This is a genomic window from Blastococcus sp. TF02A-35 (assembly GCF_004571075.1).
Taxonomy (GTDB): domain Bacteria; phylum Actinomycetota; class Actinomycetes; order Mycobacteriales; family Geodermatophilaceae; genus Blastococcus.
Map to the genome: position 1 here is coordinate 1 of NZ_SPQP01000019.1, position 19,346 is coordinate 19,346.

The 19,346-nt window shown below is 74.1% G+C and carries 17 protein-coding genes; 13 read left to right on the top strand and 4 right to left on the bottom strand.

The window, feature by feature from the left end; all coding sequences use genetic code 11:
- Positions 1 to 168 precede the first annotated feature (168 nt).
- Together E4P43_RS10775 and E4P43_RS10780 are read left to right on the top strand one after the other, a co-directional pair.
- Positions 169 to 747 carry an adenine phosphoribosyltransferase gene (locus E4P43_RS10775; RefSeq protein ID WP_135145452.1) on the top strand — a complete coding sequence of 193 codons (579 nt, stop codon included), beginning with the start codon at positions 169 to 171 and terminating at the stop codon, positions 745 to 747.
- Positions 748 to 870: 123 nt separating this feature from the next.
- Complete coding sequence (locus E4P43_RS10780; RefSeq protein WP_135145453.1) at positions 871 to 3,312, top strand: bifunctional (p)ppGpp synthetase/guanosine-3',5'-bis(diphosphate) 3'-pyrophosphohydrolase; 2,442 nt, start codon at positions 871 to 873, stop codon at positions 3,310 to 3,312.
- Positions 3,313 to 3,334: 22 nt separating this feature from the next.
- Here the strand turns inward: E4P43_RS10780 and E4P43_RS10785 are convergent, their stop codons facing one another.
- Positions 3,335 to 3,538: a hypothetical protein gene (locus E4P43_RS10785; protein ID WP_135145454.1), complete on the bottom strand. Its 204-nt coding sequence runs from the start codon at positions 3,536 to 3,538 to the stop codon at positions 3,335 to 3,337.
- Between the two features lie 448 nt (positions 3,539 to 3,986).
- Positions 3,987 to 4,823 (bottom strand): peptidylprolyl isomerase, encoded by an 837-nt coding sequence (locus E4P43_RS10790; protein WP_135145455.1) that lies wholly within the window; start codon positions 4,821 to 4,823, stop codon positions 3,987 to 3,989.
- A gap of 145 nt (positions 4,824 to 4,968) precedes the next feature.
- On the opposite strand from E4P43_RS10790, the gene E4P43_RS10795 reads away from it, so the two are divergent.
- From E4P43_RS10795 to E4P43_RS10820, 6 genes are read left to right on the top strand one after another with little or no spacing between them, the layout of a single operon-like run.
- The gene (locus tag E4P43_RS10795; protein WP_135145456.1) at positions 4,969 to 5,652 is read left to right on the top strand and encodes an MBL fold metallo-hydrolase; all 684 of its coding nucleotides are present in this window, start codon (positions 4,969 to 4,971) and stop codon (positions 5,650 to 5,652) included.
- Positions 5,653 to 5,657: 5 nt separating this feature from the next.
- Complete coding sequence (gene hisS / locus E4P43_RS10800) at positions 5,658 to 6,911, top strand: histidine--tRNA ligase (protein WP_135145457.1); 1,254 nt, start codon at positions 5,658 to 5,660, stop codon at positions 6,909 to 6,911.
- On the top strand, positions 6,908 to 7,897 hold the full coding sequence (locus tag E4P43_RS10805) for an aldo/keto reductase (RefSeq protein WP_245159070.1): 990 nt from the start codon (positions 6,908 to 6,910) through the stop codon (positions 7,895 to 7,897). The genes hisS and E4P43_RS10805 overlap by 4 nt, the downstream gene beginning before the upstream one ends.
- 28 nt (positions 7,898 to 7,925) lie before the next feature.
- A complete protein-coding gene (gene aspS, locus E4P43_RS10810) occupies positions 7,926 to 9,704 on the top strand; it encodes an aspartate--tRNA ligase (protein ID WP_135145458.1) in 1,779 nt (592 codons plus the stop codon).
- 21 nt (positions 9,705 to 9,725) lie between these two features.
- Positions 9,726 to 10,814 carry an alanine--glyoxylate aminotransferase family protein gene (locus tag E4P43_RS10815; RefSeq protein ID WP_135145459.1) on the top strand — a complete coding sequence of 363 codons (1,089 nt, stop codon included), beginning with the start codon at positions 9,726 to 9,728 and terminating at the stop codon, positions 10,812 to 10,814.
- Between the two features lie 9 nt (positions 10,815 to 10,823).
- Positions 10,824 to 11,732 (top strand): hypothetical protein, encoded by a 909-nt coding sequence (locus tag E4P43_RS10820; RefSeq protein ID WP_135145460.1) that lies wholly within the window; start codon positions 10,824 to 10,826, stop codon positions 11,730 to 11,732.
- 84 nt (positions 11,733 to 11,816) lie between these two features.
- Here E4P43_RS10820 and E4P43_RS10825 read toward each other — a convergent pair whose 3' ends face one another.
- Complete coding sequence (locus E4P43_RS10825; protein ID WP_245159071.1) at positions 11,817 to 12,689, bottom strand: hypothetical protein; 873 nt, start codon at positions 12,687 to 12,689, stop codon at positions 11,817 to 11,819.
- A gap of 149 nt (positions 12,690 to 12,838) precedes the next feature.
- The gene (locus E4P43_RS10830; RefSeq protein WP_135145461.1) at positions 12,839 to 13,693 is read right to left on the bottom strand and encodes an aldo/keto reductase; all 855 of its coding nucleotides are present in this window, start codon (positions 13,691 to 13,693) and stop codon (positions 12,839 to 12,841) included.
- A gap of 35 nt (positions 13,694 to 13,728) precedes the next feature.
- Here E4P43_RS10830 and E4P43_RS10835 point away from each other — a divergent pair, with 35 nt between their 5' ends.
- From E4P43_RS10835 to ruvX, 5 genes are all read left to right on the top strand, one after another.
- Positions 13,729 to 15,063, top strand: a complete 1,335-nt coding sequence (locus E4P43_RS10835) for a replication-associated recombination protein A (protein WP_135145462.1) — start codon at positions 13,729 to 13,731, stop codon at positions 15,061 to 15,063.
- A gap of 97 nt (positions 15,064 to 15,160) precedes the next feature.
- A complete protein-coding gene (locus E4P43_RS10840) occupies positions 15,161 to 15,586 on the top strand; it encodes a DUF948 domain-containing protein (protein WP_135145463.1) in 426 nt (141 codons plus the stop codon).
- The gene (locus E4P43_RS10845; RefSeq protein ID WP_135145464.1) at positions 15,586 to 15,867 is read left to right on the top strand and encodes a hypothetical protein; all 282 of its coding nucleotides are present in this window, start codon (positions 15,586 to 15,588) and stop codon (positions 15,865 to 15,867) included. The genes E4P43_RS10840 and E4P43_RS10845 overlap by 1 nt, the downstream gene beginning before the upstream one ends.
- A gap of 58 nt (positions 15,868 to 15,925) precedes the next feature.
- A complete protein-coding gene (gene alaS / locus E4P43_RS10850) occupies positions 15,926 to 18,616 on the top strand; it encodes an alanine--tRNA ligase (protein ID WP_135145465.1) in 2,691 nt (896 codons plus the stop codon).
- A gap of 152 nt (positions 18,617 to 18,768) precedes the next feature.
- Entirely contained in the window at positions 18,769 to 19,332 is a 564-nt protein-coding gene (gene ruvX / locus E4P43_RS10855) for a Holliday junction resolvase RuvX (RefSeq protein WP_245159072.1), read from the top strand.
- Positions 19,333 to 19,346 lie beyond the last annotated feature (14 nt).

Here is a 19,346-nt window from a genome sequence, read left to right on the forward strand (position 1 = left end):
CAGCACCGCGCTCCCCCACCGCTCGGCGACGCCGGGCAGGTCCGGCATCTCGTCGGTGAGGCCGGTCGCCAGCAGCAGCCGGCGCGCCCGCACCGCCGTACCGCCGTCCAGCTCGACCCGGAAGCCCCGGCCCGGGGCCCGGCCGCAGCGCCCCGGCAAGCGCCGCCGGTGACCGACCAGGCGGTGCAGCCGCTGGACGAGCTGATCGCGGGCCTCACCGTCGACATCCCGGACCACCCGGAGCCCGGCGTCCTGTTCCGCGACCTCACGCCGGTGTTCGCCGACGGCCCGGCGTTCCGCCGGGTCGTGGAGGGCCTGGCCGCGCCGGCGGGCGGTGACCCGCGGGCCGCCGCGGTGGCCGGGCCGGGGGAGCGCGACTTCGACGTCGTCGTCGGGGTGGAGGCCCGCGGCTTCCTGCTGGCCGCCGCGGTCGCCCTGGAGGCCGGCGTGGGTGTCGTGCCGGTCCGCAAGGCCGGCAAGCTCCCGCGCGAGCGGATCGCGGCCGACTACGCACTCGAGTACGGCACGGCGACCCTGGAGCTGCACGCGGACTCCATCCGTCCTGGCCAGCGGGTGCTGGTGGTCGACGACGTGCTGGCCACCGGCGGGACGCTGGACGCCGCGGTGCGGCTGGTCGAGCAGCTCGGGGGCGTCGTCACCGCGGTGGCGGTGGTCGTGGAGCTCGCCGCCCTGGGCGGCCGGGAGCGGCTGGCCCCGCACGCCGTGCACGCCCTCTGGATCACCTGACCGGACGCCGCCGGGCGGAGGACCCCCTGGCCGGGTGAGGCGCAGCGGTCGCACCCGGCGGTCGGGCACGCCGCCCCGCTAGCATGGGGAGGGTCCCCCCTCCTCGAACCCGTGGGAGCAACCGTGGCCTCCGAAGCAGCCGCTGGCACGGCTCCTGCGCGGCCAGGCCAGCCGACCGACGAGCTCGTCCCCGACGGGGAGGCTCCGGTCCGCATCCCGCTGCCCGAGCGCCCGGTGGTGCGCCGTCCGGACGACGTCGGCGCGGAGCCGGTCGACCCGGAGTCCGGTGCGCCCCGCCGGAGGGTGCGCGACCGGCTGGCCCGGCGGATCGTGGCGGGGCAGCGCAGCGGCCTGGTGCGCCCGGTGCTGGAGCCGCTGGCCGCTCTGCACCGGCAGAGCCACCCGAAGGCCGACCTCGTCCTGCTCCAGCGGGCCTACGACGTCGCCGAGGCCGCGCACAGCAGCCAGCGGCGCAAGAGCGGCGACCCCTACATCACCCACCCGCTCGCCGTCGCCACCATCCTGGCCGGGCTCGGGATGGACACCACGACGCTGATCGCGGCCCTGCTGCACGACACCGTCGAGGACACGGGCGTCACGCTGGAGACGATCACCACCGACTTCGGGTCGGAGGTCGCCCACCTCGTCGACGGCGTCACCAAGATCGACCGGGTCAAGCTCGGCGACGCCGCCCAGGCCGAGACGATCCGCAAGATGATCGTGGCGATGGCCCGGGACCCGCGGGTCCTGGTCATCAAGCTGGCCGACCGGCTGCACAACATGCGCACCCTGCGCTTCCTCCCGCCCGAGAAGCAGGAGAAGAAGGCGCGCGAGACGCTGGAGATCCTCGCCCCGCTGGCCCACCGGCTGGGTATGAACACCATCAAGTGGGAGCTCGAGGACCTCGCGTTCGCCACGCTCTACCCCAAGCGCTACGACGAGATCGTCCGCCTGGTCGCCGAGCGCGCGCCGTCCCGGGACACGTTCATCGCCGAGGTCACCTCGCAGGTCACCGAGCAGCTCAAGGCCGCCAAGATCGAGGCGGTCGTCACCGGCCGGCCCAAGCACTACTACTCGATCTACCAGAAGATGATCGTCCGCGGCCGCGACTTCACCGACATCTGGGACCTCGTCGGCATCCGGATCCTGGTCGACTCGGTGCGCGACTGCTACGCGGCGCTGGGCATCATGCACGCGCACTGGCAGCCGGTGCCCGGCCGTTTCAAGGACTTCGTGGCCATGCCGAAGTTCAACATGTACCAGTCGCTGCACACGACGGTCATCGGCCCGCAGGGCAAGCCGGTCGAGCTGCAGATCCGCACCCACGACATGCACCGCACCGCCGAGTTCGGCATCGCGGCGCACTGGAAGTACAAGGAGAAGGCGCGGGCCGGCGGCAAGCCCAGCGCCGGCGAGTTCGGCGCCCCGGTCAAGGCCGGCTCGCCGGACGACATGCTGTGGCTGCGGCAGCTGCTGGACTGGCAGCGCGAGGCGCAGGAGCCCGGCGAGTTCCTGGAGACCCTGCGCTACGACCTCGGTCCGCAGGAGGTCTTCGTCTTCACGCCGAAGGGCGACGTCGTCAGCCTGCCCGGCGGGGCGACCCCGGTGGACTTCGCCTTCGCCGTGCACACCGAGGTCGGCTACCGGACGATCGGCGCCCGCGTGAACGGGTCGCTGGTGTCGCTGGACAGCAAGCTCACCAACGGCGACGTCGTCGAGATCTTCACCTCCAAGTCGCCCACCGCCGGCCCGTCGAAGGACTGGCTGACCTTCGTCGGCTCGTCGCGGGCCCGGACCAAGATCCGGCAGTGGTTCACCAAGGAGCGCCGCGAGGACGCCGTCGAGGCCGGCAAGGAGGCCCTGACCCGCGCCATGCGCAAGGCGGGCCTGCCGCTGCAGCGGCTGCTGGGCGGCGAGGCGCTGTCCACGCTGGCCAAGGACCTGCGCTACGCCGACGTCACCGCCCTCTACGCGGCGGTGGGGGAGAACCAGCTGTCGGCGGCCTCCGTCGTCGAGAAGCTCATGGTGGCGCTCGGGGGCAGCGAGGGCGCCGCCGAGGACATCGCCGAGACCGCGATCCCGACCCGCCGGCCGGCGCCCCGCCGCAGCGCCAGCGGGGACCCCGGCGTCGTCGTCCACGGGATGACCGATGTGTGGGCGAAGCTGGCCAAGTGCTGCACCCCGGTGCCGGGCGACGCGATCCTCGGGTTCGTCACCCGAGGCGGCGGCGTGAGCGTGCACCGCACCGACTGCACGAACGCCGGTGACCTGCAGAGCAAGCCCGAGCGGCTGGTCGAGGTCGAGTGGGGCAACCAGCCCGGTGCGATGTTCCTGGTCGCGATCCAGGTCGAGGCGCTGGACCGGCACCGGCTGCTCTCCGACGTCACCAAGGCGCTGGCCGACGAGCGGGTCAACATCCTCTCCGCGTCGGTGCAGACCAGCCGCGACCGCGTGGCGATCAGCCGGTTCACCTTCGAGCTGGCCGACCCCGCGCACCTGGGCGCGGTGCTCCAGACGGTCCGCAACGTCGACGGCGTCTTCGACGTGGAGCGCGTCACCGCCTGACGACGGCGCGCCCGTGACGGTCTCAGCGGTCGTAGCTCTCCTGCAGGAACAGGGCGGTGAAGCGGTAGCCGCGCAGGTTGTCCTCCTGGTCTGCGGTTGGGCGGTGGCCCGACGCTTCGGCCTCGCGCATGTGCTGTTCCAGCCACGTGGCGCACTGCTCGGCGTAGGAGACCAGGGCGTCGACGGCCGCGCGCTCGACGGCGGGTGGCTGGGGGAAGTGCTGCATGGGGCCACCCTGCCCGATGACTGCAGTCGTCGATCGGGCACCGACCGTGCCGATGGTGAGGACGGCCCATCGGGGGACCCGGGTCGGACGATGGCCACGTCCGTGATCCGGACGGGTGCTGCGTGCGGCGCGACCGCCCAGGGGATGCAGGGCAGCAAGCTGGGCGCGGTGGCACGAGCGTCCGCCCGCAAGGGGAGCTGATCAGCGCCTCCTCCTGCCAGGAGACACCGTCCGCCGACGGCCGGAGAGGAGCAGCGCCGCAGCGCGGCGTTCCCCGGCGCCGGCCGCAACCCCTCCGGCTCCAGGGTGAGTCGGCGCACGGGCCCCACGGAGGAGGGGGACCGGAGCACTCGTCGCACCGCAGCGTTGGGGCCCGCCGGGCAGGCCGCAGCGACGAGAGCGCCGGTGCCCGTGGGGCGCCGGCGCTCTCGTCAGGTGGTGCTGCAGGTCAGACGACGGACATGTCGGTGATGGTCACCGGGGTGTTCGGGGCGCCGTCGCCGGGGCCCTCGACGCCCTGCACGCCGCCCTCGGCGACCTTCTCCAGCACGCCCAGCCCGGCCTCGTCGATGGTGCCGACGACCGTGTACTGCGGCGGGAGGGTGACGTCGGTGAAGCAGAGGAAGAACTGGCTGCCCGTGGAGCTGGGCGCCGCCGTCTTCGCCATCGCGATCGTCCCGCGCGGGTACGTCGTCTCCGGCGTGACCTCCTCGGCGTATTTGTAGCTGGGGCCGCCGGAGCCCGAGCCGGTCGGGTCGCCGCACTGCAGCAGGCCGAACGACTCCTGGGTCACCAGCCGGTGGCAGGGGGAGTTGTCGTAGAAGCCCTGCTCGGTCAGGTGTACGAAGCTGGCCGCGGCGCACGGCGCCGTGGCGCGGTCCAGCGTCAGCGTGAGGTCCCCCTGGTCGGTGGCCATCAGCAGCGTCGCGGTGCCCTGCGTGGGGGTGGACTCCGGGGCGGGCGGGGTGCCGACGTCCTCCAGGTTCGGGTTCCCGCTCTCGTCGGGCAGGTACTCGCAGGTGACCGTGCCGTCGGGGTTGGTGGTGCGGGCGGCCGACGAGGTGGCGGACGGCGTCGTGGGGTCCGCGGCCTGGTTGTCGTTCTCGTCGTCGCCACCGAGGACGCCGGTGATCAGCAGGGCCGCACCGACCACCACGACGACGGCGAGCGCGGTGAGGAGGATGCCCAGGTTGCGGCGGCGCTTCTTGGCCAGCTCGGCGCGGCGCTCCAGCTGCCGCTGCAGGTGGCGCTGCGCGGCCTCACGCCGCTGCTTGTTCGTGGGCACGGGTGCGAACTCCTCCGACGGACGGGTGAGCGGGGCGCGGCCGCGACGGGCCGCCCCCGCTGTTCGGGGAGCGAGTCTAGGTGGCTGCGCTGGACGCTCCCTGGCAGCACCGGAGCACGCCGGGGCGCCCGCGTAACCTGCACGGGTGCTCATCCGCTCGTTCCCCGCCGGCGCGTTCGGCACCAACTGCTACGCCGTCGCCTCCGGGCCGGGGCAGGAGTGCGTCGTCGTCGACCCCGGCATGGACGCCGTCGAGCCCCTCGCCCGCATGCTGGCCGAGGACGGCCTGAAGCCGGTCGCCGTCGTGCTCACCCACGGCCACCTCGACCACACCTTCTCCGTGCTCCCGGTCTGCGACGGCTACGACATCCCCGCCTACCTGCACCCGCTGGACTCCGGGATGCTCAGCGACCCCGCCCGCTGGCACGGGCCGCAGCTCGCGCCGCTGATCACCGGCGTGCGGCTGCCCGACCCCTCCGAGGTGCGGTCGCTGGACGACGGTGAGGTGCTGTCGCTGGCCGGCGTCGACCTCACGGTCCGCCACGCACCCGGGCACACACAGGGCTCGGTGATGTTCTCTCTCGACCTGGGCGAGGCCCCGGGCCTGCTCGCCGGCGACGTGCTGTTCGCCGGCTCGGTGGGCCGGGTCGACCTGCCCGGCGGCTCCTGGGACGACATGCTCCGGTCGCTGCGCGACGTCGTCCTGCCGCTGGAGGACGAGACGGTCGTGCTGCCCGGCCACGGCCCGGCGACGACGGTCGGCCGCGAGCGCGCGACGAACCCCTACCTGGCCGAGGCCGCGAGCGCACCCAAGGGACGTGGACTGTGAGCGGCATGACCGCCCCCAAGGGCACCTTCGACACGCTGCCGCCGGACTCGGCGCGCTTCCTCGCCGTCCGCGACACCCTCACCGCGCCGCTGCGCCGGGCCGGCTACGGCTACATCGAGACGCCGGTGTTCGAGGAGACGGCCGTCTTCTCCCGCGGCGTCGGTGAGTCCACCGACGTCGTCACGAAGGAGATGTACACCTTCGAGGACCGGGGTGGCCGCTCGCTGACGCTGCGCCCCGAGCTCACCGCCGGGCTGATGCGCGCCTTCATCGAGCACCGCCTGCACGACGGCGCCCTGCCGGTGAAGCTGTGGAGCGTCGGGTCGGCGTTCCGCTACGAGCGCCCCCAGGCCGGCCGCTACCGGCACTTCACCCAGGTGGACATGGAGGCCCTCGGTACGGACGACCCGGCGCTGGACGCCGAGGTCGTCGCGCTGGGCGTGCAGGGCTTCCGCGACCTCGGGCTCACCGACTTCGAGCTGCTGCTCACCTCGCTCGGCGACGCCACCTGCCGCCCGCAGTACCGCGAGCTGCTGGTCGCCTACCTCGACAAGCTCGACCTCGACGAGGAGACCCGGCGCCGCGCGGCGATCAACCCGCTGCGGGTGCTCGACGACAAGCGGCCCGAGGTGCAGGCGCAGCTCGACGAGGCCCCGCTCATGGTCGACCACCTCTCGGACTCCACCAAGGCGCACTACGACGCCGTCCGCCAGCACCTCACCGACCTCGGGGTCACCTGGACCGAGGCGCCGCGGCTGGTGCGCGGGCTGGACTACTACACGAAGACGACGTTCGAGTTCGTGCACCACGGTCTGGGCGCGCAGTCGGCGATCGGCGGCGGTGGCCGCTACGACGGGCTGTCCGCGGCCCTCGGCGGCCCGGACCTCTCCGGGATCGGCTATGCCGTCGGCGTGGACCGGACGCTGCTGGCGGTGCAGGCCGAGGGTCTGGACGTCGGCGCCGTCGCCGGCGTGCAGGCGTTCGTCGTCCCGCTCGGGGCCGAGGCCAAGCGGCTCGCCGTGCGGCTGGTCGGGCAGCTGCGGCAGGCCGGCGTCTCCGCCGACACCGTCTACGGCGACCGCGGGCTCAAGGGCTCGATGAAGGCCGCCGACCGCTCGGGTGCCTCGCACGTCGTCGTCATCGGGGAGCGGGACCTGGCCGAGGGCGTGGGCCAGCTCAAGGACATGCGCACCGGCGAGCAGGTCGCGGTGCCGGTCGGGGCGCTGTTCGAGCGTCTTCGTGAAAGCGTGGGGGCATGAGCATGGAGCAGCGGCCGCTGGGCCGGACCGGCGCCGACGTCAGCGTGATCGGCCTGGGCACGTGGCAGCTGGGCGGTGACTGGGGCGACGTCTCCGAGGACGACGCCGCCGACGTGCTGGACGCCGCCCTCGACGCCGGGGTCACGCTGCTGGACACCGCCGACGTCTACGGCGACGGCCGCTCCGAGGAGCGCATCCGGAAGGCGCTCGCCGCGCGGTCGGCCCGCCCGTTCGTCGCCACCAAGGCCGGCCGCCGCGCCGACCCGTTCGAGGCCGCCCAGTACACGCCGGAGAACCTGCGGGCGTGGGTCGACCGGTCCCGCCGCAACCTCGGCGTCGACACCCTCGACCTGGTGCAGCTGCACTGCCCGCCGCCGGCCGTCTACTCCGACCAGCGGGTCTACGACACCCTCGACGGACTCGTCGCCGACGGCTCGATCGCCGCCTACGGCGTCTCGGTGGAGACCGTCGAGGAGGGGCTGACCGCGCTGCAGCACCCGGGCGTGGCCACCATCCAGGTCATCCTCAACATCTTCCGGCGCAAGCCGCTGGAGGAGCTGCTGCCCGCCGCCCAGCGCGCCGGCGTCGGCATCCTGGCCCGCGTGCCGCTGGCCAGCGGCCTGCTGACCGGCAAGTACGACGAGTCGACGACGTTCCCCGCCGACGACCACCGCACCTTCAACCGCAACGGCGAGGCCTTCGACGTCGGCGAGACCTTCGCGGGCGTGCCGTTCGACGTCGGGGTCGAGGCGGCCCGCGAGGTCGCCGCCATCGCCGGCGACGCCGTGCCCACCGCCGCCTTCGCGCTGCGCTGGGTGATCGACCAGCCGGGTGTCACCACCGTCATCCCGGGTGCCCGGAACGTCACCCAGGTGCGCGGCAACGTGGCGGCGGCGTCGATGGCCCCGCTGAGCGACTCCCAGCTCTCCGACCTCGAGCGGCTGTACGACGAGCGCATCCGCGCCCACGTGCACGACCGCTGGTAACCGTTCTCCCCTCCAGGAAGGCTCCACCGTGCTCCGCACCCACGACGCCGGAACGCTGCGCGCGTCCGACGCCGGCTCCACCGTCACCCTCGCCGGCTGGGTCGCCCGCCGCCGCGACCACGGCGGCGTGGTCTTCCTCGACCTGCGTGACGCCTCCGGCTACGTGCAGGTCGTCGTCCGCGAGGAGGAGGCCCACCACCTGCGCAACGAGTACTGCGTGCTCGTCACCGGCGAGGTGCGCCGTCGTCCGGAGGGCAACGAGAACCCGGAGCTGCCGACCGGTGAGATCGAGGTGGCGACGTCGGAGCTGAGGGTCCTGTCGGCGTCGGCCCCGCTGCCGTTCCCGATCGAGACCGACCAGGCGGCGTCCGACGACGTCCGCTACAAGTACCGCTACCTCGACCTGCGCCGGCAGGGCCCGGCCAAGGCCATCCGGCTCCGGTCGGAGATCAGCCGGATCGCCCGCGGCGTCATGGCCGGCCACGGCTTCACCGAGGTCGAGACGCCGTCGCTGACCCGGTCCACCCCCGAGGGCGCGCGCGACTTCCTCGTGCCGGTCCGCCTGCAGCAGGGCAAGTGGTACGCGCTGCCGCAGTCGCCGCAGCTGTTCAAGCAGCTGCTGATGATCGGCGGCCTGGAGCGCTACTACCAGATCGCCCGCTGCTTCCGGGACGAGGACTTCCGCGCCGACCGGCAGCCGGAGTTCACCCAGCTCGACTTCGAGATGAGCTTTGTCGAGCGCGACGACGTGCTCGCCATCGCCGAGGACGTCGTCCGCGCGCTGTGGCGGGAGCTCGCCTCCTACGAGGTGCCCGAGATCCCGCGGATGACCTACCGCGAGGCGATGGACCGCTTCGGCTCCGACAAGCCCGACCTCCGCTTCGGCATCGAGCTGACCGAGCTCACCGAGTACTTCGCGAGCACCCCGTTCCGGGTCTTCCAGTCGCCCTACGTCGGCGCCGTCGTGATGCCCGGTGGCGGGTCGCAGCCGCGGCGGGCGTTCGACGCCTGGCAGGACTGGGCGAAGTCGCGCGGAGCCAAGGGCCTGGCCTACGTGACCATCGCCGAGGACGGCACCCTCGGCGGCCCGGTGGCCAAGAACATCTCCGACGCCGAGCGCGAGGGCCTGGTCGAGGCCGTCGGCGCGAAGCCCGGCGACTGCGTCTTCTTCGCCGCCGGCCAGCGCCGCTCGTCCCAGGAGCTGCTGGGCGCCGCCCGCAACGAGATCGCCAAGCGGCTCGACCTCATCGAGCCGGGCTCCTGGTCGTTCCTGTTCGTCGTCGACTTCCCGATGTTCGAGGAGACCGAGGACGGCGACTGGACGTTCATGCACCACCCCTTCACCTCGCCCACCCCCGAGTGGCGGGAGCGGTTCGCCGAGGACAAGGGCGCGGCGCTGTCCGACGCCTACGACATGGTGATCAACGGCAACGAGGTCATGAGCGGCTCGGTCCGCATCCACGACGCCGACCTGCAGGAGCGGGTGTTCGAGACCCTCGGCATGTCGCGCGAGGAGGCCCGCGAGCGCTTCGGCTTCTTCCTCGAGGCGTTCGCCTACGGCCCGCCGCCGCACGCCGGCGCGGCGCTGGGCTGGGACCGGCTCTCGGCGCTGCTGAGCGGGGTGGAGTCGATCCGCGAGGTCATCGCCTTCCCGAAGACCGGCGCCGGGTTCGACCCGCTGACCGGTGCGCCGACGCCGATCACCGACGCCCAGCGCAAGGAGGCCGGCATCGACGCCAAGCCCGAGGAGCCGGCCCTGCCCGGCCAGCCGGGTGCGCCGGGCCCCTCGAACCCGGCGAACGGCTAACCCGGCTCGTAGGGTGCGGGCATGCCGTTGCGTGCCCGCACCCTGCTCGGTCCCGGCCCCTCGAACCCGTACCCGGAGGCCACCGCGGCCCTCGGCCTCCCGCTGCTCGGCCACCTCGACCCGCTGTTCCTGCAGGTCCTGGACGAGACGTCGGACCGGCTCCGCCAGGTGTTCGGGACGGCGAACCGGCGCACCCTGCCGCTGTCGGCCACCGGCTCGGCGGGCATGGAGGCGGCGTTCGTCAACACCGTCGGCCCGGGTGACGTCGTCGTCGTCGCGGTGAACGGGCTCTTCGGGCAGCGCATGGTCGAGGTGGCCTCGCGCTGCGGCGCGGAGGTCGTCCCCGTCGAGCACGACTGGGGCCAGCCGGTCGACGCCGAGCGGGTGCTCGCCGCGCACCCCTCGCCGAAGCTGGTCGCCGCCGTCCACGCCGAGACCTCCACCGGTGTGCGCTCCGACCTCGAGCCGCTGGCCGCTGGCAAGGGCGACGCGCTGCTCCTGGCCGACTGCGTGACCTCGCTGGGCGGGATCCCGGTCCGGCTGGACGACTGGGGGGTCGACCTCGCCTACGCCGGCTCGCAGAAGTGCCTGGGCGTCCCGCCGGGGCTGGCGCCCTTCACCATCTCCGACCGCGCCTGGGAGCGGCGGGTCGAGCGGCCGCAGAGCTGGTACCTCGACCTCGGGCTGCTGGGCGGGTACGCCGGGGAGGCCGCCGGGTCCGGGCGGACCTACCACCACACGGCGCCGACCGGGATGGTCGTGTCGCTGCACGCCGGGCTGGGCCGCATCCTCGAGGAAGGGCTGGACGCGGTCCACGCCCGGCACGCCGAGGCCGGCCGGCTGCTGCACGAGGGCCTGGCCGAGCTGGGGCTGGAGCTGTTCGCCGCCGAGGGGCACCGGCTGCCCGAGCTGACCACGGTCAAGGTGCCCGACGGCGTCGACTCGGCGGCGGTCCGCAAGGAGCTGCTCGAGCGCTACGACCTGGAGATCGGGGCGGGCGCCGGCCCCTTCGCGTCGAGCGTGTGGCGGATCGGCCTCATGGGGGCCAACGCGACACCCGACAAGGTGACGCTGGTGCTGGGGGCCCTGCGGGAGGTGCTCGACCGCTAGAACTGCGGGGTGACCCGGACCACGGTCGAGCGCCCCGCCACTCCTGCCGCCCGTGCGGCCCTGCTGGTGGGCCTGGTCCCGCTGGCCGCGGTCACGTGGTGGCTGGTCGCCTCGGCCCCGCCCGTGCTGCGCCTGTTCGTCGACGCCCTGCAGGGCCTGTTGGGCTCCGGGACAGGGTCCGGGGGCGTGACCACGCCCGTGCTGGCGCTGCCCCTGACCTCGCTGGGGGCCGCGACGCACAACGCCGTCGTCGCGGGGATCGCCGCGGGGCTCCTCGCCCGGGCGGCGCCCCGAGGGCGACGTCGGACCGCGGCAGGAGCCGTCCTGGTCGGCGTCGTCCTGGCGGTCGCGGCCGTCGTCGTGACGGCCTGGGTGGCGCAGGGGGACGCGGGCACGTTCGCGGCCGCGGCGGAGGACCGGACGGCGTTCCACGCAGCCGTCGCCCTCGCCGCGCTGGCGGGCTGGCTCCTGGGCTCGTGCGCGCTCCTCGGCCCGGTGGGCACCGGGACCGCGCTGGCCGCCGCGGCCGGGGTGCTGCCGGTCAGGCTGCTCGACGTCTCCCTGTCGCTCGTCGACGCGCGCCGGCTCCAGACGGGCCCGGAGCTCCCGTGGATCGGCTGGCTCAGCGGTGCCGTGCTCGTCGGCGCGCTGCTGGTCGTCGGGCTGCGCCCGGTGTCCCGGCTCGGCTGGTGGCCGCTGCTGCTCGCGGTGTCGTGGGTCGTCGTGCCGCTGGTGCACGTGACGTGGCTGCTCGTGATGGGGCTGCCGCCGCTCCCGTGGTCCCAGTTCTGGGCCTCGCTGGGGGCCGAGGTCGGGGGCGTGCGGTCCTGGCTGGTCCCCGTGGCGGTGGCCGCCGTGATCTGCGTGGTCCGCGACCGGCGGCCGGGCGCGGGGTCGGGCGGTCGCCGGACCCCCTGACCGCCGCGGTCAGGCGGCGTCTGCGGCGTTGATCATGGTCACCTGGCGCACGGTCCGGCGTGGCGGGAGACCAGCTGACGATGATCAACCGCGGGGGTCCCGCCAGCCGCGGCTCAGCAGCGCCCGGCGCGTGCGGTCGAGCACGATCGACGGGCCCGTCAGGTGGCGCCCGGCGAACCGGAGGACGAGCCATCCGTCGGCCGCCATGAGCGAGTAGCGGTCGATGTCCCTCCGGAACTGGTCGGCGTCGGCGTGCTGCCGGCCCTCGTACTCCAGCGCGACCTTCCACTCCGCGTAGCCCAGGTCGGCGTGGGCCACCTCCCGGCCCCAGCGGTCCAGGACGGGGAGCTGCGGCACCGGGGTGGGCAGGTTGCTGACGGTGAGCCAGTAGCGCACCAGGCTCTCCGGCCGGGACATGGACAACGGTGAGAGCAGGGAGGCGCACTTCCGCGCCCGGACGACGCCGCGTACCCGAGCTGCCCGTGCCAGGCGCCGGGCCAGGGAGACGCCGTCGAGGTGGCCCGCGCGCAGGAGGGCGTCACCCACCGCGACGAGCTCCGCCGGCGGCAGGGTCTCGGCGAGGTCCAGGTACGTCTGCGCGCCCGAGGTGACCCGCAGGTCGTGGTGCAGGACGACGTCCTCGGCGTGGAGCCGGCGGGCATGGGTCACGAACTCGGCGCGCTGGGGGAGGACCCGGCGCGGTGTGAGCGCGATGTGCGCCTGCCGGGGAGGGGCCATCGGGGCGCCGAGGAGCGCCGCCGCGGTCGCGTGGCTGAACGCCGCGTCCTCCGGGAGCAGCCGGGAGAGCAACCGCAGCCGGTCGGTCGCGTCGATGGCGTCGTCGAGGCGCGCGGTGAGGCCGTGGGCGAGCCGCACGAAGGAAGGGCCGCGCAGCCGGCCGCGCGAGAGCCCGGCCGCGCGGGCCTCGGCGGGCGTCCAGGTGGGTGGCAGGGACATGCCGCTGACGCTGGCCGCCGGACCGCCGTCGAACCGCCCCGCTCGGCGTGCTGTGGACGGACGCGTCCGCTGTGGACCCCGCCCGCACCCGCGTGATCATCGTCATCTGGCTGGCCGCCACGCCGATGGGACCTGCCAGATGACGATGATCAACCGAGGTTCAGGCGGGCGAGCTGCTCGGGGGTGAGGGACAGGTCGGCCGCGGCTGCGGAGTCCTGGATCGAGGCCGCGCGGGAGGCGCCGGGGATCGGGACGACCGTGTCGCTCTGGGCCAGGTGCCAGGCGAGGGTCACCTGGTACACCGACACGCCGAGCTCGTCGGCGACCTCGGCGAAGGCGGGCGCCGTCGAGCCCAGCGAGCCGGCCGCGCCCACCCCGCCGAAGGGGCTCCACGGCAGGAACGCCAGGCCGTGGGCGGCGCAGTGGGCCAGCTCGTCGGCCGAGGACCGCCACCCCGGCGAGAACTGGTTCTGCACGCTCACCAGCGCGTCACCGACGATGGACCGGGCGGCGTCGATCTGCGCGATGTCGGCGTTGGAGATGCCGACCGCCCGCACGAGGCCGTCGTCGGCCAGCTGCCGCAGGGCGCCCATCGACTCCTCCCAGGGCGTCGCCGGGTCCGGGCGGTGGAACTGGTACAGCCCGATGGCCTCCACGCCCAACCGTCGCAGCGACCCCTCGCAGGCGCGGCGCAGGTAGGCCGGCGAGCCGTCCAGGTCCCACTCGGCCCCGCGGCGCGTGTGGCCGCCCTTGGTGGCCACGAGCACGTCGGGCGAGCCGTAGGAGCGCAGCGCCGTCGCCACCAGGGACTCGTTGTGCCCGAACTCGGCCTCGTCCCGGGCGTAGGCGTCCGCGGTGTCGACCAGCGTCACGCCGGCGTCCAGGGCCGCGTGCACCACCGCGACGGCGTCCTCCTCCGACGGCCGGTCGTCCTTGGTGGACAGGGGCATGGCCCCCAGCCCGATGGCGCTGACGGTCATGTCCCCGATGCGTCGCTGCTGCATGAGGGTGTCGTGCCCCGCGGGTAGCGTTCTGACCCGTGACATCGCTGTTCGACGCTCCCGAGGACGACGGCCCGGCGGGCGTCGACCCCGGGGCGCCGCTCGCGGTGCGGATGCGGCCGCGCTCGCTGGAGGAGGTCGTCGGGCAGCAGCACCTGCTGGGCGACCGCGCCCCGCTGCGCCGGCTGGTGGAGTCCGACGAGCCGATGTCGCTGGTCCTCTACGGGCCGCCCGGCACCGGCAAGACCACCCTGGCCCACGTCATCTCCCTGGCCACCAAGCGGCAGTTCGTGCAGCTCTCGGCGCTGGACTCCGGGGTCAAGGAGGTCCGCGCGGTCATCGCCGGCGCCAAGCGGGAGCTGACCTACGCCGGCCGGCGCACCGTGCTGTTCATCGACGAGGTGCACCGCTTCTCCAAGACCCAGCAGGACAGCCTGCTGTCCGCGGTCGAGGACCGGATCGTCAGCCTGATCGCGGCCACCACCGAGAACCCGTTCTTCTCCGTGGTCAGCCCGCTGCTCTCCCGCAGCCTGGTCCTGGCCCTGCAGCCGCTCACCGACGACGACGTCCGCACCCTGCTGCGCCGGGCCCTGGCCAGCGAGCGCGGGCTGGCGGGGGAGTTCACGCTCACCGACGAGGCCGAGGAGCACCTCGTCCGCATCGCCGGCGGCGACGGGCGCAAGTCGCTGACCGCGCTGGAGTCCGGGGCCGGGGCGGCGAAGGCGGTCGGCGCGACCGAGATCGACCTCGCCACCCTGGAGACGGCGGTGGCGCAGGCGGCGGTCCGCTACGACCGGCAGGGCGACATGCACTACGACGTCGCCAGCGCGCTGATCAAGTCCATCCGCGGCAGCGACGTGGACGCGGCGCTGCACTACCTGGCGCGCATGGTCGAGGCAGGGGAGGACCCGCGGTTCATCGCCCGGCGGCTGGTCATCTCCGCCAGCGAGGACATCGGCATGGCCGACCCGACGGCGCTGCTGACCGCGGTCGCCGCCGCCGACGCGGTCGCCTTCATCGGCATGCCCGAGGGGCACTTCCCGCTCGCGCAGGCCGTCGTCCACCTCGCCACCGCACCGAAGTCCAACGCCGTCACCGCGGCGATGGGGGAGTCGGTCGCCGACGTCCGCGCCGGCCTCGCCGGCCCCGTGCCGCCCGGGCTGCGCGACGCGCACTACGGCGGGGCCAAGAAGCTCGGGCACGGCAAGACCTACGTCTACCCGCACTCCCACCCCGACGGCGTCGTGCCGCAGCAGTACCCGCCGGACGCGCTCGTGGGCAAGGACTACTACCGGCCGACCAACCGCGGCGCCGAGGCGCGGCTGGGGGAGCGGCTGGCCAAGCTCCGGGCGATCATCCGCCGCACGCGCTGACCGCGGCAGGGGACGGACGGCGGCGGGGGGCCGCGACTAGTGTGACGAGGCCGGAACGTCGCTCCCGGCGCTGAACCCCCTGAGAACAGGAGCACGCGTGTCCGTAGGAGAGATCGCCGGGCTGGTCGCAGCCTGCGCCCTGGTGGTGCTGGTGCTGGTAGCCGCAGTCGTGCTGCTCAAGCTCGGCCGCACGCTCGACGAGACCACGCTGACCATCCGCCAGGTCCGTGAGCAGAGCGCGCCGATCCTGGCCCAGGCCGGCACGACCGTCGCCCACGTGAACAGCAACCTCGAGCGGGTCGACGACATCACCGGCAACGCCGCGAACGTCTCCAGCAACGTCGCCGCGCTCACCAGCGTGGCCGCCGCCACCCTGGGCAGCCCGCTGATCAAGGTCGCGGCCTTCAGCTACGGCGTGCGCAGCGCGACGAGGAAGAAGCGCGAGGGCCAGGCGATCGCCGACGCCGCCGCCCGCGAGAAGGCCGAGCGCCGCGCGCGCCGCGCCGCCCGGCGGTCGGCCTGATGCGCCGGCTGTTCTGGCTGGCGATGGGCATCACCATCGGCGCCCTCGTCGTCCGCAAGCTCTCCGCCGCCGCCGAGAAGATGACCCCGGCCGGCATCGGTGCCTCGATCGCCGCCGGCCTGCGCGACGTCGCCGACGCGATCGGCGACTTCGGGGCCGACGTGCGCGAGGCCATGTCCGAGCGCGAGCTGGAGCTGCGGGCCGGCACCGGCCTGGACGCCCCGCTGCCCGCGGTGGGCGACGCCTCGCTGCGGCGCGGCGCCCACGCCGCAGACTCCTGACCCACCGGTCGGGGCGGCTCCCCGCCGTCCCGGTCCCGTCGAACCGAGTAGATCGCTGATGCAGACCGCCGAGATCCGCCGCCGCTTCCTGCAGCACTTCGAGCAGCGCGGCCACACCGTCGTCCCCAGCGCGTCGCTGGTCTCCCCGGACCCGTCGCTGCTGTTCACCGTCGCCGGGATGGTGCCGTTCATCCCGTACCTGACCGGCCGGGAGCCCGCGCCGTTCCCGCGGGCCACCAGCGTGCAGAAGTGCGTGCGCACCCTCGACATCGAGGAGGTGGGCAAGACCACCCGCCACGGCACGTTCTTCCAGATGAACGGCAACTTCTCCTTCGGCGACTACTTCAAGGAGGGGGCCATCCAGAACGCCTGGGAGCTGATCACCGGGCGGCTGGAGGACGGCGGGCTGGGCTTCGACCCCGACCGCATCTGGGTCACCGTCTACCTCGACGACGACGAGGCCGCCGAGGCCTGGCACCGGATCGCGGGGCTCCCGGTGGAGCGCATCCAGCGGCTGGGCAAGAAGGACAACTACTGGCACACCGGGGCGCCCGGCCCCGGCGGCCCCTGCTCGGAGATCTACTTCGACCGCGGCCCGCAGTTCGGTCCCGAGGGCGGCCCGCTCGTCGACACCGCGGGCGACCGGTTCCTGGAGATCTGGAACCTCGTCTTTATGCAGTACGAGCTCACCGACGTCCGGAGCAAGGAGGAGTTCACGGTCGTCGGCGAGCTGCCGAAGAAGAACATCGACACCGGCATGGGCCTGGAGCGGGTGGCCTACCTGCTGCAGGGCGTCGACAACATGTACGAGATCGACGAGGTCGCGCCGGTCCTCCGCCGCGCCGCGGAGCTCGCCGGGGTCACCTACGGCTCGGGTGGGCGGGAAGGACACACGAACGACGTGCGCCTCCGCGTCGTCGCCGACCACGTCCGCAGCGGGCTGATGCTCATCGGCGACGGCGTCACCCCCGGCAACGAGGGGCGCGGCTACATCCTCCGCCGGCTGCTGCGCCGCGCCGTCCGCTCGATGAAGCTCCTCGGCGTCGACGACGCCACGCTCCCGGAGCTGCTGCCGGTCTCCAAGGAGGCCATGAAGGCCAGCTACCCCGAGCTGGAGACCGACTTCGCGCGTATCTCGGGCGTCGCCTACGCCGAGGAGGAGGCGTTCCGCCGGACGCTGACCTCGGGCACGGCGCTGTTCGACACCGCCGTGAAGCAGGCGAAGACCGCCGGCACCCCGAAGCTGTCCGGCGAGCAGGCGTTCAGCCTGCACGACACCTACGGCTTCCCGATCGACGTCACCCTCGAGATGGCCGCCGAGCAGGGCGTGACCGTCGACGAGGAGGGCTTCCGCGCGCTCATGAAGGAGCAGCGCGACCGGGCCCGCGCCGACGCCCGCGCCAAGCGCACCGGCTCGGTCGACGTCCTGGCCTACCGCCGGCTCCTGGCCGAGCACGGCCCGACCGACTGGCGGGCCTACGACACGCTGCGCACCGACTCCCGGGTGCTGGCCGTGGTCGCGGACGAGGAGGGCCCGGAGGTGGCCGCGCAGGGCGACATCGTCCGCGTGGTCCTGGACCGGACGCCGTTCTACGCCGAGTCCGGTGGCCAGGTCGCCGACGCCGGCATCCTGACCTGGGACGGCGGCCGCGCCGAGGTCATCGACGTCCAGCGCCCGGTCAAGGGCCTGGTCGCCCACCAGGTCCGGGTGCTCGAGGGCGAGCTGCGCTCCGGCGCCGAGCTCACCGCCGAGGTCGACTACGAGTGGCGGCTGTCGGCCTGCCAGGCCCACTCGGGCACGCACGTGGTGCACGCCGCGCTGCGCCAGGTGCTCGGCCCCCAGGCCCTGCAGTCCGGGTCCTACAACCGGCCGGGCTACCTCCGGCTGGACTTCGCCTGGCAGGGCGCGCTGACCCAGCAGCAGCGCACCGACATCGAGGACGTCGCCAACGCGGCGGTCCGCGCCGACCACAAGGTCACCGCCCAGTACATGACGCTGCCCGAGGCGCAGGCCTTCGGCGCGATCGCCCTGTTCGGCGAGACCTACGGCGAGCAGGTGCGGGTGGTGGAGATCGGCGGCCCGTGGTCGCGCGAGCTCTGCGGTGGCACCCACGTGCGCGGCAGCGCCCAGATCGGCACGCTCGCGCTGACCGGCGAGTCGTCGGTCGGCTCGGGTGCCCGGCGCGTCGAGGCCGTGGTCGGCCTCGAGGGCTTCCGGTACCTGGCCCGCGAGCGCGACCTGGTCCGCCAGCTGGCCGACCTGCTCAAGGCGCCGCAGGACGGGCTGGTCGAGCGGGTGGGCGGCATGGTGGCCCGGCTGCGCGAGCTGGACCGCGAGCTGGCCGACCTGCGCTCGCAGCAGACGCTGGCCGCCGCGGGGCAGCTCGCCGGCGCGGCGAAGGACGTCGGCGGCGTCGCCGTCGTGACCGGCTCCCCGGCGGGCCTGGGCGGCGGCGACCTGCGCACGCTGGCCCTCGACGTCCGGGGCCGGCTGGCCGCCGACCGCCCGTCGGTCGTGCTGCTGGCGTCGGAGTCCGGTGGCAAGGTGGCCCTCGTGGCTGCCCTCAACCCGGCCGCGGTCGCTCAGGGGCTGTCGGCCAACGACGTCCTCAAGGCGGCCTCGGCCCCCGTCGGCGGCCGCGGAGGCGGCAAGTCCGACGTCGCCCAGGGGGGCGGAACCGATGCCGCGGGTATCCCCGCGGCACTGCAGGCCGGCGAGCAGGCGGTTGCGGCCGCCACAGGGAGGTGAGCACCGTGGGGAGCTCCGACAACAGCGGTACCGAGCACTCCGGTTTCGGGCAGAACCCGGAGGACACCGGCCCCGTCGCGCGGCGGCGCCGGGAGCTGCCGGCGGTGCCGCCGGCGCGGCCGCGGGCCCCGGGGTCCACCGGCGAGCAGCCGGTGCACCACCCGACGACCGAGATCGACCTCAGCCAGGGCTTCCCGCCGGTCAAGCACGAGACCACGGAGATCGACCTGTCCGGCGGGTGGCCGCAGCACCTCAAGGTGCCGCCGCGTCGCGCCGGGGCGGCCCCGGCCCGTGGCCGGGTGCTCGGGGTCGACGTCGGCACCGTGCGCGTGGGCCTCGCCCTGTCGGACCCGACCGGCACCCTGGCCAGCCCGCTGGAGACGCTGCGCCGGGCCAAGGACGGGTCCGATCTGGACCGTCTCGTCACGCTCGTCGCGGAACACGAGGTGACAGAGGTGGTGGTGGGAGAGCCGAGGCATCTGTCAGGTGCGTCGGGCGCCTCGGCCGTCGATGCGGGCAACTACGCTCAGGAACTGGCCGACCGCATAGCGGATGTGCCGGTCCACATGGTCGACGAAAGGCTCTCCACCGTGACCGCAGCCAGTCACCTCCGCGAGGGTGGCATCGACAGCCGCCGTCAGCGCCCGGTGATCGACCAGGCGGCCGCCGTGGTCATCCTGCAGCAGTACCTCGACAGCCGGCGGGCGCCCTCGTGACCGCGCCCGGCGGG

Bases quoted from the DNA above. Each gene is read 5' to 3' on its own strand.
- E4P43_RS10785 (WP_135145454.1), bottom strand. From the start codon at position 3,538: ATGCAGCACTTCCCCCAGCCACCCGCCGTCGAGCGCGCGGCCGTCGAC.
- hisS (WP_135145457.1), top strand. From the start codon at position 5,658: ATGACCGCCCCCAAGGGCACCTTCGACACGCTGCCGCCGGACTCGGCG.
- E4P43_RS10805 (WP_245159070.1), top strand. From the start codon at position 6,908: ATGAGCATGGAGCAGCGGCCGCTGGGCCGGACCGGCGCCGACGTCAGC.
- E4P43_RS10815 (WP_135145459.1), top strand. From the start codon at position 9,726: ATGCCGTTGCGTGCCCGCACCCTGCTCGGTCCCGGCCCCTCGAACCCG.
- E4P43_RS10825 (WP_245159071.1), bottom strand. From the start codon at position 12,689: ATGTCCCTGCCACCCACCTGGACGCCCGCCGAGGCCCGCGCGGCCGGG.
- E4P43_RS10830 (WP_135145461.1), bottom strand. From the start codon at position 13,693: ATGCAGCAGCGACGCATCGGGGACATGACCGTCAGCGCCATCGGGCTG.
- E4P43_RS10845 (WP_135145464.1), top strand. From the start codon at position 15,586: ATGCGCCGGCTGTTCTGGCTGGCGATGGGCATCACCATCGGCGCCCTC.
- alaS (WP_135145465.1), top strand. From the start codon at position 15,926: ATGCAGACCGCCGAGATCCGCCGCCGCTTCCTGCAGCACTTCGAGCAG.